Source organism: Vibrio sp. V39_P1S14PM300 (assembly GCF_009904765.1).
Classification (GTDB): Bacteria; Pseudomonadota; Gammaproteobacteria; order Enterobacterales; family Vibrionaceae; genus Vibrio; species Vibrio proteolyticus.
Genome location: NZ_WXWP01000350.1, coordinates 1 through 12269, shown reverse-complemented (window position 1 = coordinate 12269; position 12269 = coordinate 1). Strand labels below are relative to the sequence as shown.

The 12269-nt window shown below is 48.1% G+C and carries 13 protein-coding genes and 1 riboswitch; of the genes, 9 read left to right on the top strand and 4 right to left on the bottom strand.

Annotated features, from left to right (window positions below):
* The 4 genes from CAG65_RS18360 to CAG65_RS18345 all read left to right on the top strand — a co-directional run.
* On the top strand, positions 1–1182 hold a 1182-nt coding region (locus tag CAG65_RS18360; RefSeq protein ID WP_237668855.1), incomplete at its 5' end, for an aminoglycoside phosphotransferase family protein.
* A complete protein-coding gene (locus tag CAG65_RS18355) occupies positions 1172–1759 on the top strand; it encodes a hypothetical protein (RefSeq protein ID WP_161454568.1) in 588 nt (195 codons plus the stop codon). The genes CAG65_RS18360 and CAG65_RS18355, both read left to right, overlap by 11 nt.
* The gene (locus CAG65_RS18350) at positions 1743–2717 is read left to right on the top strand and encodes a hypothetical protein (protein ID WP_161454567.1); all 975 of its coding nucleotides are present in this window, start codon (positions 1743–1745) and stop codon (positions 2715–2717) included. Before CAG65_RS18355 ends, CAG65_RS18350 begins: the two co-directional genes overlap by 17 nt.
* A complete protein-coding gene (locus CAG65_RS18345; protein ID WP_161454566.1) occupies positions 2704–3219 on the top strand; it encodes a GNAT family N-acetyltransferase in 516 nt (171 codons plus the stop codon). The genes CAG65_RS18350 and CAG65_RS18345 overlap by 14 nt, the downstream gene beginning before the upstream one ends.
* A 112-nt stretch (positions 3220–3331) precedes the next feature.
* On the opposite strand, the gene CAG65_RS22315 is transcribed toward CAG65_RS18345, so the two are convergent.
* Together CAG65_RS22315 and CAG65_RS18335 are read right to left on the bottom strand one after the other, a co-directional pair.
* Positions 3332–3754 (bottom strand): NYN domain-containing protein, encoded by a 423-nt coding sequence (locus CAG65_RS22315; protein WP_337247570.1) that lies wholly within the window; start codon positions 3752–3754, stop codon positions 3332–3334.
* A 432-nt stretch (positions 3755–4186) separates the two neighbouring features.
* Positions 4187–5668: a carboxypeptidase M32 gene (locus CAG65_RS18335; RefSeq protein ID WP_161454565.1), complete on the bottom strand. Its 1482-nt coding sequence runs from the start codon at positions 5666–5668 to the stop codon at positions 4187–4189.
* Between the two features lie 168 nt (positions 5669–5836).
* Between CAG65_RS18335 and CAG65_RS18330 the strand changes: the two genes are divergently transcribed.
* A complete protein-coding gene (locus CAG65_RS18330; protein WP_237668213.1) occupies positions 5837–6469 on the top strand; it encodes a LysE family translocator in 633 nt (210 codons plus the stop codon).
* Between the two features lie 75 nt (positions 6470–6544).
* Here the strand turns inward: CAG65_RS18330 and CAG65_RS18325 are convergent, their stop codons facing one another.
* Complete coding sequence (locus CAG65_RS18325; protein ID WP_161454563.1) at positions 6545–7924, bottom strand: alanine/glycine:cation symporter family protein; 1380 nt, start codon at positions 7922–7924, stop codon at positions 6545–6547.
* 109 nt (positions 7925–8033) lie between these two features.
* Positions 8034–8131: riboswitch (glycine riboswitch) on the bottom strand.
* A gap of 381 nt (positions 8132–8512) precedes the next feature.
* Between CAG65_RS18325 and CAG65_RS22100 the strand changes: the two genes are divergently transcribed.
* The 4 genes from CAG65_RS22100 to CAG65_RS18310 all read left to right on the top strand — a co-directional run bounded on the left by CAG65_RS22100 (position 8513) and on the right by CAG65_RS18310 (position 10856).
* On the top strand, positions 8513–8671 hold the full coding sequence (locus CAG65_RS22100; protein ID WP_021703469.1) for a hypothetical protein: 159 nt from the start codon (positions 8513–8515) through the stop codon (positions 8669–8671).
* Positions 8672–8691: 20 nt separating this feature from the next.
* Entirely contained in the window at positions 8692–9429 is a 738-nt protein-coding gene (locus tag CAG65_RS18320) for a chromosome partitioning protein ParA (protein WP_161454562.1), read from the top strand.
* A 230-nt stretch (positions 9430–9659) separates the two neighbouring features.
* On the top strand, positions 9660–10427 hold the full coding sequence (locus tag CAG65_RS18315; protein ID WP_161454561.1) for a ferredoxin--NADP reductase: 768 nt from the start codon (positions 9660–9662) through the stop codon (positions 10425–10427).
* Between the two features lie 84 nt (positions 10428–10511).
* Positions 10512–10856, top strand: a complete 345-nt coding sequence (locus CAG65_RS18310) for a ribosome recycling factor family protein (RefSeq protein ID WP_161454560.1) — start codon at positions 10512–10514, stop codon at positions 10854–10856.
* A 49-nt stretch (positions 10857–10905) separates the two neighbouring features.
* On the opposite strand, the gene CAG65_RS18305 is transcribed toward CAG65_RS18310, so the two are convergent.
* Positions 10906–11883, bottom strand: a complete 978-nt coding sequence (locus tag CAG65_RS18305) for a KpsF/GutQ family sugar-phosphate isomerase (protein WP_161454559.1) — start codon at positions 11881–11883, stop codon at positions 10906–10908.
* Between the last annotated feature and the right edge of the window lie 386 nt (positions 11884–12269).

Sequence of the window (12269 nt, the reverse complement as noted above, 5' to 3'; positions counted from 1 at the left end):
CTTATGGGGTCTGTTTGCGCTTTTCTGGTAGCAATAAACACACGAACAGTACAAGTTCATTTTGAGCAATTATTAACATTCAACCCCACGGTAGTGATTGGACTGTTTTTTGTTTTGGGGAATGTAGCGTCGGCGTATGCTTCAGACGTGTATCGTAAATATCTAATGAATCGATGGCTCTTGGACACTAATTTCGTGTTGTTGGGGTTAGTGTCGTGTCTTGCGTTTGCGTTGATGTCCGTCGATGATGTCGTGGTCGTATTTATGGGTTATGTCGTATTGTGTGGGTTCAAATCTGTGTACCGGCCTATTATCAGCGCGAACCTAATGACTGCACTGAAAAGCAGACAGTCCTTCTCCACGGCAATGTCGATCGCCGCTATGCTGTCTGCCATCATGGGCTTACTACTGAGTGCGCTCTACTCTTGGGGCTTTTCCAATTTCTCAGAGGTAAACCTCATCCTATCGGCGCTGAGTCTCGGGGTTTTCGTGTTGGGAGCTTGGGTAGTCCGACGTCACAATGAAACAATCTCAGAACAACGAGACGTTCGCTCAATGTCTCAGAAAAAGCACTTTGTGAAACGTTTCTATTCACAATGGTCTTACATTCAGCAATATCCGAGAGCAGACGATATCAATCCACTATTCCTACAAAGTGACAACCGCGGCTACCCTTCACCAAAACTCTTGTCGGTTAAAGACAACCAAGTGGAGTGGGAGTACATCAGCGGAGAGTTGCTGTCGAGTTTACATCGTGACCAGCAACGGGTCGTCATTAATGCGTTCTCTCAGCGCTTTAATGACAGGAAGAGCATTCCTCATAACGAGGTTGTGATCCACGGAGATTTGCACCCCGACAACATTCTCGTCAGTGAAGGTCGCATTTACGTCGTGGACTGGGATCTGGCAAGTTTAGGTGATCCGCTCTTTGACGCACTGACCTTAATAACCAGCCCAACACTGGATCTCACCAATCAAGAGCGTGTCGCATTTATCGTCGAAGCCTTCGAGGTAACCGAAAGAGACGCATATGATTGGGTGACAGGTTTTCTTCGTCAAAAAAGTGAACAACTTGCTGATTTTTTAACTGATGATTACGAAGGTGGGTACTTGGCTGACTTGGTCCAGTCCTACCGAAAACTAACCACTAGCTTTGCCTTAAGTAGTTACCATGAGTCTTAAAACCGTCATTGTCAATCAGGGATGTCATGCTGAGTGTGTTCATTGCCCACATGGGCAAGAGCGCTCAATACTTCGTACTAAAGCTACAGAAGAGATCGCGCACGCCCACGAGGATATCATCTTGTTGTCAGGAGGAGAACCACTTGAGCTGACTTATCGAGAGCTACTACCGTTAATTCGTCTATGTGTCGAGAACAAGAAAATCTTTCGTATTGCCACCGGTGGTCATGTACCACTGCCTCCCTTTGTTGAGAGATTGAGACATATACCGTATTTCTCGGGATTTTCTGTTGGCACGGATGTCTTGTTAAGCGAACGTAATTCGCACAGTGTCAGGTTCCAACGTACTTGGGAAGACAATGTTGCTCATCTTCAGTCACTGGACATAAATTTTTCTTTCACTGTGTCATTGTCTCAGGGTTTCAGGCTTGCTTCCATCCTGCCCATATTAGCAAGATGGACCCCCGACTTTTATATGCTCAATTCTATCGATAAAGCAGGGACTGAGAAAATGGAGCAGAGCAAGGCTCAGATTACCGCCATGGGCTATGAGGTTGTGTATGGCTATATCGCTTAAATTGTTGGTGCGTGAATATCCTATACCATGCGCCATTCGCACTGCTTCAGGGACTATTTCTGTAAAGCCAGAAATCTTAATCGCGTTTGCCGTCAATGACCAACTTCGATTTGCAATGGAATTCCCGCTATCACCAAGCGCCGGTGAGTCGCTAGCTAGTCTAAAGTTACGATTCAATGAGTACACTTGTGTCGACTCTCCACATATCCAAAACGCGATCAGCTACTTTGCAAATCTACACTATCGTGCTTTTGAGCTCACACCCAGTCAAACGTCGAGCACCTATCAAACGGTGGGGATTACTCAGAATGGTGATTGGAAACCTGGCGCGGACTACGTCAAATTGAAAACCAGTCCTCATCATTTGAATCATCTGAAAGAATTTCTGAACTTTCACCGAGGTAAAGCGAAGTTTATTCTCGATTTCAACGCGTCAATCCAACACACGGACTTCGCCTCGACGTTGAAGTTGCTCGAAGATGTTGATTATTTTGCTCTAGAACAGCCTCTAAACGAGAATTGTGATATGAACGTGGGACACGCTCATTCTCATATGTTCATTGCCGATGAATCGTTGCCACAACTCTCCTATCCTGAATTGATGAAATATGGTTTCAGTGGATTTGTGTTCAAAGCTTTTCGCAATAACTACTCAGCTTTGCATCACTGTAGTGACAATCGGGAGCAATTGTTTGGTTTAATCGGGACCAATATGTCGGGCCCGTTTGATGTACAGTTGAGCGCTTTACTCAATGACTATATGCCCATTCGTGTGTCTAACTACTCATTACAATCATTTTTCGAGTCGCACCCACTAGAGCACATCGCAATTTACCAAGTGGAAGAGGGTAGAGTGATGCTTACGAAAGAGGCCATTGATTATCTTAGCAGAGCTCCAGAGATCGCAAAGTTTTCTCTTCCCATCTCTCAGTTGGAGGCAAAGTATGATAAATCATGATAAGTTCACCTTAACCCCATTAAGCGTAGGGCACGCGCAGGCCATGTTTGAGGTAGTCCAGCAAGAGCGAGAATATCTTTCTCGCTATTTGTATTGGGTCGATGAAGTCAAGGACGTCGATACCATGACTCGCTACATTCAGCAACGTGTTGGGTTCCCAGAAAATGTGGCTCGATGGTATACTATATGGGTTGATGATAAAATCGCTGGCGTGTTTGGTATACGAACCATTGATGAGCACCGCTCTTCAAGTGAAGTGGCGTACTGGTTAACTCGTGAAGCCCAAGGGCATAATATTACCTGTATTTGTATAGAGCAGGCCAAAGCACAACTCAAACAGGAACATGGCATACGAACATTGGAAATACATTGTCTTCAAGACAACGCAGCTTCTCAACACATTGCGAAAAAGTGTGGTGGTCAGCTTAAAAAGATTAGTCCAAGTTATTGTATTCAAGACGGGGTGGAGCAAAATCTCCTAATTTATCACCTGTCCACCTAATTGGTAGGAAACGAAACTCGTTTAAATTATCTGCGAAAACAGCACATCATTTTGTCTGCTAGCCTTTGTTATCAACTTAAACTCCTTACCAGAACGTTTGGTGTTGCGTGTTCTATAGTGTGTTGATACTTATAAAAAAGTCAGATAACTTCTTCAATCCGTAGTTTCGAGGGTCAAAATCTGGCTTCAATCTCTTTGAATACTTGCCAATTTCACCTAGTTTTGCCCAACCCGATTCATCTCTATAGTTCTGCCAAGCGTGATGCATTAATCGCCATAATTCGCATTCTGCGTCTTGATTAGAGCTTGATTGCACGCCTTCAAGTTCAACGTCTGCATTTAAGTTCTCTATAGCGACAAAGTCGTCACAAGCATTTTTAAACGAAGTCGGAGTCATCGCCTTTCCGACACCAATGACGTGTATCTCCGACTCTCTGAATCTGCTGGCAAGACTTGTAAAGTCACTATCACTGAATATCAAAGTAAAAGCATCAAACCTTTGGCTGTACAAGAGATCCATTGCGTCAATAATCACTAAAGAGTCTGCCGATTTTTTCCAGATGTGTAGGCGAATTGCTGTTTGGCTTGAATCGCCAACTCACTCAAAGGCTGCTTCCAGTTTTTTAGTTGTTCAGCAGAAAAGTCGCCATGTGCACGTTTAACGATGATCTGCCCAAACTAGATAACTCTTCAATAACCAGTTTTAGCTTTGAGGATGGAGTGTTTTCTGGATCAATTAATACAGCGATTTTCTATTGCCCATAACCCGTGCGCACCCCTCCTCTATGTAGTTAGTTGCACTATATAGGCACTAGCAATATTTATTCAAATGTGGGGGCTCAGAAATGTTATGAGTAACAACTCTAAAGAATAAAGGGGCATAATCATTTTAGTCTCACACTGGGCAACCAACTAAAAAGGCTCGCCAATATTCACGTTGGCGAGCCTTTTTCTTTAGTTATGAGGATTAAAGATAACGGCTTTTTAGGTGTTCTTTAAAGTAGTTGGCGTTTAAGGTGTCTCCCGTTGCTTGCTTCACCAGTTCGTCCGTGGTGAGCAGGCTGCCATGACTCCAGATATTGCTTTCCAGCCAACTGAAGATGGGGGTTAGATCGCCGCTGCGAATAGCGCCATCTACGTCCACCGTTTGCTTCATTGCAGCCATAAACTGCGCGGCGTACATCGCGCCCAATGTGTAGCTAGGGAAGTAACCGAATGAGCCATCTGTCCAGTGGATGTCTTGCATACAGCCGTTCTTGAAATTCCCTTCGGTTGAGAGGCCAAGGTAAGACTGCATCTTTTCATTCCACAGCGCAGGTACATCGGTGTGCTGGATATGGCCGTTGATCAGGTCACGTTCAATTTCGTACCTTAGGATCACATGCGCAGGATAGGTGAGCTCGTCGGCATCCACGCGGATAAAATCTTTCTTCACTCGGGTGTAGAGCTTTTGGAAGTTCTGGGTTGAGAACAGCTCTGCATCGTGGTCGCTGAAGTGCTTACCGGCAAGTCGCGCCAAATGTTCGATAAACGCTGCGCTGCGGCCCACCTGCATTTCGAAAAACAGTGACTGAGATTCATGAATGCCCATCGAACGTGCTTCACCGGCCGGTGTTCCAGCCAGGGCTTTTGGCAAGCCTTGTTCATAACGGGCGTGACCAGTTTCATGCACAATGCCCATCAGAGATTGCACGAATTCGCTCTCATCGTAGCGCGTGGTAATACGCACGTCAGTTGGCACGCCGCCACAGAAAGGGTGCACGCTTTCATCCAGACGGCCGTGGTTGAAGTCAAACTGAAGCAGTTTCATCACATCCAGCCCCAGAGCTTTCTGTCTGGCGGTATCGAAGCGGCCTTGAGGCTCAACGAATGCTTCGTGGCTTTGTTTCTCAATCGCTTGATCAATCAAATCCGGTAGCCAGGTTTTCACATCAGCAAACAGTACATCCAGTGAGCCCGAACTGGTGCCCGGCTCGTAGATGTCCAGCATGGCGTCGTATGGGCTAAGGCCCGTAGCCTCTGCGCGGATTTGTGCTTCTTCGCGTGACAATTTCACGACTTCTGCCCAGTTTTTTTCAAAACCCGCCCAGTCATTGTCGCCGCGTTGGGTACGCCAAGCGTGCTCACATTTTGAACCTGCCAGAGATTTGGCCTGAACCAGAGATTCGGGTAACACGTTTGCCTGTTGCCACTGACGTTTCAGCTCGCGCAACGAGGCACGTTCTTGTGTGGTCAGATTTTCGCTTTCTGCTTCGGCAAACCAGTCAGCCAGCTGTGGCTGAGTTAACAGACCGTGAATATGGACAGACAGCTCAGCCATCGCTTCAGAGCGGGCCTCGTTGCCGCCAGACGGCATCACCGCCGCCTGATCCCAGCCGCAAATGGCTGCGAGATGATTAAAGTGAGAGATTTTTTGGGAGTGTTGAACCAACTTGTTGAATGCACTCATAGAACGCCTTCCGTGACTAATCATTAAAATAATTCATATTGAACGGCAATTTTACCAACGATTAACATCTCGACCAAGAAATATCCTGATGCGAGGAGTCGAATGGATAGTATTTGACTGTAAAACGGAGTAATTTAAGTTTCTTATTTGTTTACAAGGATGTCGACGTTGATTGAGAACTTTGAAGCTTTCCTGATAGCCATCACGATTCTTACCCTAACACCCGGTTTAGATACCGCTTTAGTGATTCGCAATACCACCCGTGGCGGCTTTGCCGATGGCAGTGTCACCAGTGTGGGTATTTGTGCTGGTTTGTTTGTTCACGCGACGTTTTCCGCGATAGGAATTTCGGCGATTCTGGCTCAGTCTGCAGAGCTGTTTAATGCCGTCAAAATGGTGGGGGCGGCGTACCTGATTTATCTCGGTATCACCAGTTTGCGTGCCACCATACAGGGCAACGCACCGCTGAGTGTCAATGAGGGAAGTGCTTCGCAACTGGTGGTGAAACGTTCACTGCGCGAGGGTTTTTTGTCGAATGTGCTTAACCCGAAAACCGCGGTATTCTACTTGGCATTTCTGCCTCAGTTTATAAACCCTGAAGGTTCACCGCTGTTGCAATCACTGCTGATGGCCAGCGTGCATTTTGTGATTGCTATGGTGTGGCAATGTGGATTAGCCGGCGCGTTGAACAAAGCCAAATCGCTGCTCAACAGTGCCCGTTTTATGCGTTATATGGAAGCGACCACTGGCGTGGTGCTGGTGGCCTTAGGCGTGAAGCTTTTGGTGGAAGAAGCGCCGTAATCAACCGCGTTCACTCAAACAAAAAATAAGCGCCGATAGGCGCTTATTTTTTATCGTGAGATACAGCGGAATGATTTATGACTGAACCTGCATTTTCGCTTGATTTGGCGTGGCGACCAGTGCGTCAAAGTAGTTTCGGGTTTCTTCGACGATAACCTTACGCAGTGCGATCAGGCCAATCAGGTTTGGAATCGCCATCAGGCCGTTCACGATGTCGGCGATAAGCCAGATCATATCCAGTTGCAGGAAGGCCCCGGAAGCAACCAGTGCAACAAACACCAGCTTGTAAACCAACACCGCTTTGGTGCCAAACAGGTACACCACGCAGCGTTCTCCGTAATAGTTCCAACCCAAAATCGTGGTAAAGGCAAAGAACATCAGGCCGATAGACACCAGCATCGGGCCAAGCGTATCGGAGTTCAGACCTTGCGCGAATGCGTATGTGGTCATCGCCGCACCAGAATAATCGCTCTGCCAAGCGCCTGTTAAGATCAGAGCCAGGCCAGTCATGGTACAGATGATGATGGTGTCAAAGAAGGTACCGGTCATCGAGATCAGCCCTTGCTTCACGCATGAATCGGTTTTTGCAGCTGCCGCCGCCATTGGGGCACTGCCCAGGCCGGATTCATTGGAGAATACCCCGCGGGCAATACCAGACTGAATCGCCAACATGATGCTCGCGCCCAGGAAACCACCGGTTGCAGCGGTTGACGTAAAGGCCGACACCAGCACCAGTTCCACGGCTTCAACCAAACGGTCGGCGTTCATCACGATCACACTGACACAGGCGATGATGTAGAACAGCGCCATGGTTGGCACCACTTTACCGGCCACTTTGGCAATCGACTGTATCCCGCCGAGCGTGACAAAGGCGACCAGCAGAGTCAGCACCACCGCGGAAATTTCACGTGAGACACCAAACGAGATCTCACTGGCATCGATGATGGCATTCACTTGTGGAAACGTACCGATACCAAAGCAGGCCACACCCAGTGCAAAGATGGCAAACATCACCGCCAACGCTTTAGAGCCTACGCCATATTGCAGGTAGTACATCGGCCCGCCGATCATCTGGCCCTTGTCGTCGACTTTGCGGTATTTCACCGCCAGCAGACACTCAGCGTATTTGGTTGCCATACCGAACAGCGCGGCCAGCCACATCCAGAAGAGGGCACCTGGGCCACCAAGTTTGATGGCAGTGGCCACACCGACAATGTTACCTGTACCTATGGTCGCGGAAAGGGCGGTACACAGCGCCGCAAAGCTGGACACATCGCCTTCGGCGGCCGATTTGTCTTTACTGAACACCATTTTCAGGGCAGTTGGCAGGTGACGAAACTGGATCAGGCCTAAGCGAAAGGTAAAGTAAACACCGGTGCCGACAAGCAGAATTAAAAGTGGTGGACCCCAGACTAAGTTGTCGATGGTCTGTAGTAAAGAATGAAAGTGGTTCATGAATTCCCCTTAATTGATAAAGCATTACTAAGGAGAAGAGGGAAAGGGGGAGATCAACGATCTCAACAGATCACTAACGACAGAAAAGCCGCTAGCCGGATAATGTTCTTTCCACTCCTCTGTCCTTTTGCCTGAGAGTTTCACCCTGTTTGCACACGGCTTGCTCCTTCGGCGACCGATTAAACGGTTCTCTCCAGAGGTTCCTCCAACTACAGTCCTCGCTTTCCCGTAAGGGTTTTCTAACCAGGGTTAGAATAAAGCACCTGAAAGATTTACTTCTTCGGCGGGTTAGTTTAACCAAATGTTATATATTGGTTAAAAACCACTCTCCTGCAGTCTTCATCGGAACAATCATCTATTGGTAGATGATTTGCTTTCGGATAGTAACCAAAAGATTTTGTGATGTCACCTACAAAAATCCTGTTTGTCGATGATTTGAGCAGTGGTGAGGCCGAAACTACTTTTTTCTGACCTTTATCCGCACGGAAATGGTATAAAATGGTAGTGTCTTTGCATGCTTAACTCTCTCATTTTGTTAAGGTTGCAAGAGGAATGATGGGGGAGCGTTTCCCTGAACAAGGAGTTGTTATGACTAGACTTTTGGCGATCGCAATTTTAGTAGTAATGGCATTTTTGTTGATCCGCTACCGGACGAACGAAAAATTACGAAAAGGTGTCGTGATCACGCTGATCGCCGGTTTTTTGGTGTATACCGCTTCCATCATTGTTGCTGAACTAACCCGCTGACGAGCAAACGGAGTAACCGAGTGAATAATAGTAATGAGACAAATCAACACGACGAAGATGTAGTAGTGATTGAAGAGCGCGATAAGCGCACTTATCTGTATATTGCTATTGCCGCTGTGCTGGGACTGGCTCTGGGTGGTCTGATTGGCTCAAGCGTCACGGCGAAGCAATGGGAAGCCAACTATCAGGTGTTGGAAGAGAAATACCAGCAGGTAGAAGACAGTAAAAAAGCCTCTGTTGATCAAGCGGCGCAGCGTCAGGCGGCACTGAGCGCTGAAGTGGAAGAGAAAATTAGCGCAGCGGTTGCAGAGCGCGACCAGGTGCATCAGGCCGAGGTCGAACAACTGAAAGCACAAATCACTAAACTCGAAAGCAGCAACAAAACATTGAAAGCTCAGGTCAGCGAAAAAGCCAAGTTGCTGACAGAAGCGGACGACAAAAACATGAAGCTGAATGCGCAGGCCGATATTCAGGCGACAGTGCTGGAGCGCTCACGCGAAGTTTTCCAGCGTGAAGTGAAGGTTAAACAAGAGCTGGCGGCACTGCAATCTGAGCGTGAAAAACTGGTCCCTAAAATTGCCAAGTTGAAAAAAGAGTGCGATGTCTATCTGGAAGGGCGCTCATGGGATGCGAAATCAGATGCGTGTGATAAGCAAGACGAAGCCAACTCTCGTCTGAGTCAATTGGATCAAATGATCAAAGTGCATCAGATGGATCTGCAGCAGATAAAAGCCTTAACCGAAGGGCTGGGCATGTAAGCCAGAGAATCGAACCTAAGCCCCGCATCTTGCGGGGCTTTTTTATTGCGATGTCCCTACAGTTGTTGTGTTGATTTTTCTATCACCTCAGGAGTAAGTTAGTCACAGGCACAGGATGGTGACAGGGTCCTGAACCTGGGGGAATATGACACGTAAAACCGATCAGTTTTGCTTATATCACCTAGGCTTAGAAGTAACAGCATTTCAAATCTGCCTTGATGGAGGATTGTATGAAAGAAGTACCTCGTGACCTAATCCCGGGCACAGTCGTGCGACGAAAAGACTGGACGAAAAATCAGTTCAGTTTGTGGGTGGACGCTGATATCGGCCGCTATGACGCCGGGCAGTTTACGAAACTGGCGTTGCAGGAAGACGAAGACCAGTGGCACAAGCGCGCGTACTCCATGGTGTCGAGCTACCGGGCATCCGGCTCGCATCTGGAGTTTCTGATCATTACCGCTGAGCACGGTAAGTTATCCCCACGTTTACATGAACTGAACACTGGCGATACCGTTTATGTGGGTCAGACGGTATCCGGTTTTATGACGGTAGGCGAGTTGCCTGAGCCAGCAAAAGAGCTTTGGATGCTTTCCACTGGTACCGCGATTGGCCCGTTTATCTCTATTTTGCGTGAGCCTGATGCACTCAGCCATCTGGATAAACTGGTGCTGGTGCATGCCGTGCGTCATGAAGAAGATCTGGTCTACCGAGCAGAGATCGAAGAACTGCAGGAGCACTATCAGGGACGTTTAGTGTATGTGCCGGTTGTATCCCGAGAGCAAGTGCCTTATGCGCTCAGAGGCCGGATTCCTGATTTGCTGAGCAGCGGTGCCATTCAGCAGCAGGCCGGCGCGACGTTGCGGGCAGACAAAAGCTTTGTGTATCTGTGTGGTAACCCGGATATGGTTCACGATACGCAGGATGTGCTGCAGCAATTTGGTTTAGAAAAGCACCTGCGCCGTAAACCAGGTCAATACGCCAGCGAAAATTATTGGTAACAACCACTGCAACATCAGGTTCGCTTTGGCCGAACCTGATGTTTTTGTATAATCTGCCAATCATTTCCTTTGACTCTGTTCCTCATGTTATCCGTTCAACTCAATAGTTTTGTCCATCGTGTGGTAGACAAACAGCACGTGTTGTCGCTGGTACAAGCGTGTGGCGTCAGTCTGAAACGTATTCGACGTTCACGCCATTGGCTACTGAGCGGAGAAGAGCAGAACTTGCGTCAGTTACACCAGCAACTCAGCGCCGATTACTATTGGATTCAGCTTGCGATTGAAAAGCAGTTGCCGGCGCCCAAAGCGACGCCAGCCGAAGTGATTGCGCAACACCCCGGTATTTCGGCATTGGCGTTGGTGGATATGTGTGGTTGTAGCCTCAGTGAAGCGAGGCAAGCGATTGATTTGGCAGAAGGGTTTGAGTGACAGCGCCGCTATCGCCGCGCTGTCTTGATTCTGAGTTGAGTAACTCAGCTCAGTAAATACCCGCTTTTTGAATGGTATGCTGGTTGATGACGCCCACAAAATGGTCGTTCTCGTCCAGCACTGGCAACGCGGTAATCGCACGTTCGCGCATCAACGTTAGTGCATCGAAGCACAGCGCCGAATGGGACGTTGTCACGGCGCCCGGTTTGATCAGGTGACTAATCGCGGTATCCGGTGCGACGCCCTTGGCAAATGAGCGACGCAAATCACCGTCGGTAAACACCCCATGCAGCTTGCCATCTGCAACCACTGCGATTAAACCAAACCCGGTTTGACACATCACTCCCACGGCTTCCTGCAGGCTGGAGTCTGGTGAGCAAAAGGCGTTTTTGTGCGGCGCATCCAGCAGTTGCTCTACACTGGTCAACAAGCGGCTGCCCAAAGAGCCCGCAGGATGAGATAACGCAAAATCATTGTGATCAAAGTTGCGAAGTGTCATCACGGTTAACGCCAGCGCATCACCAAGTAACAGGGTATTTGCCGCACTAGCAGTGGGCGCCAAGCCAAGTGGACACGCTTCTTTTTCTGCCGCGATATCTAGTGCCAGGTTACACTCTTTGGCCAGAAAACTGTTGAGGTTGGCGGTCATCCCTATGGTGGTAATTTCCTGACGCTTGAGCAGTGGCACCATCAGTTTAAATTCATTCGCTTCGCCTGAATTGGAGATCAGGATAACCACATCACCATGACGTGCCATGCCCAGGTCACCGTGTAAGGCTTCTGCCGGATGAACGAAGAAAGCCGGGGATCCGGTGGATGCCAGGGTCGCCGCGATTTTCTTACCAATATGTCCGGATTTGCCAATTCCCGTCACAATCACTTTCCCGCTGCAAGTCAAAATGGCCTGACAGGCATCAGCAAACGACTGGTTCAAGGTATTCAGCAGCCGTTTCGCCTGCTCCAGTTCCTGTTCAATCACGCCACGACCGAGCTGGCAGATTTCTTCAATTGAGTGATGTGTTTCCATGATCATGTCCGGTGTTGTTCGCTCGCTTTGACTTAGCCAATACGGTTGACTAAGCCACGATGTGATTTTCATATCAAAAGCTCAATGCTCAGTTAGTTCGATGAGTGTCTTTTAATTTGAAAGAAATGATGCCATTAGTTTTACACCAAGTGATGAATGATAGGTAGTGACTTGGCTTACATCTGTGACTTAGAGCAGGCATATGCTGTCTGGATAACGGGTCTCGAATGACAAGACGACTGGCTCTGACTATCACGACGACTCGTTTTGTGTTGGAATTAATATTATTAAAAACAGCAAGTTAATCCTATCTCTGGTCGGGTGTCCTATAACTATTCCACATAGGCACTATCGCACTTTTCCTCCTGTTGTCATTGACCGTGATG

Bases quoted from the DNA above. Each gene is read 5' to 3' on its own strand.
- CAG65_RS18345 (WP_161454566.1), top strand. From the start codon at position 2,704: ATGATAAATCATGATAAGTTCACCTTAACCCCATTAAGCGTAGGGCAC.
- CAG65_RS18325 (WP_161454563.1), bottom strand. From the start codon at position 7,924: ATGAACCACTTTCATTCTTTACTACAGACCATCGACAACTTAGTCTGG.
- CAG65_RS22100 (WP_021703469.1), top strand. From the start codon at position 8,513: ATGACTAGACTTTTGGCGATCGCAATTTTAGTAGTAATGGCATTTTTG.
- CAG65_RS18310 (WP_161454560.1), top strand. From the start codon at position 10,512: ATGTTATCCGTTCAACTCAATAGTTTTGTCCATCGTGTGGTAGACAAA.
- CAG65_RS18350 (WP_161454567.1), top strand. From the start codon at position 1,743: ATGGCTATATCGCTTAAATTGTTGGTGCGTGAATATCCTATACCATGC.
- CAG65_RS18335 (WP_161454565.1), bottom strand. From the start codon at position 5,668: ATGAGTGCATTCAACAAGTTGGTTCAACACTCCCAAAAAATCTCTCAC.
- CAG65_RS18315 (WP_161454561.1), top strand. From the start codon at position 9,660: ATGAAAGAAGTACCTCGTGACCTAATCCCGGGCACAGTCGTGCGACGA.
- CAG65_RS18305 (WP_161454559.1), bottom strand. From the start codon at position 11,883: ATGGAAACACATCACTCAATTGAAGAAATCTGCCAGCTCGGTCGTGGC.
- CAG65_RS18355 (WP_161454568.1), top strand. From the start codon at position 1,172: ATGAGTCTTAAAACCGTCATTGTCAATCAGGGATGTCATGCTGAGTGT.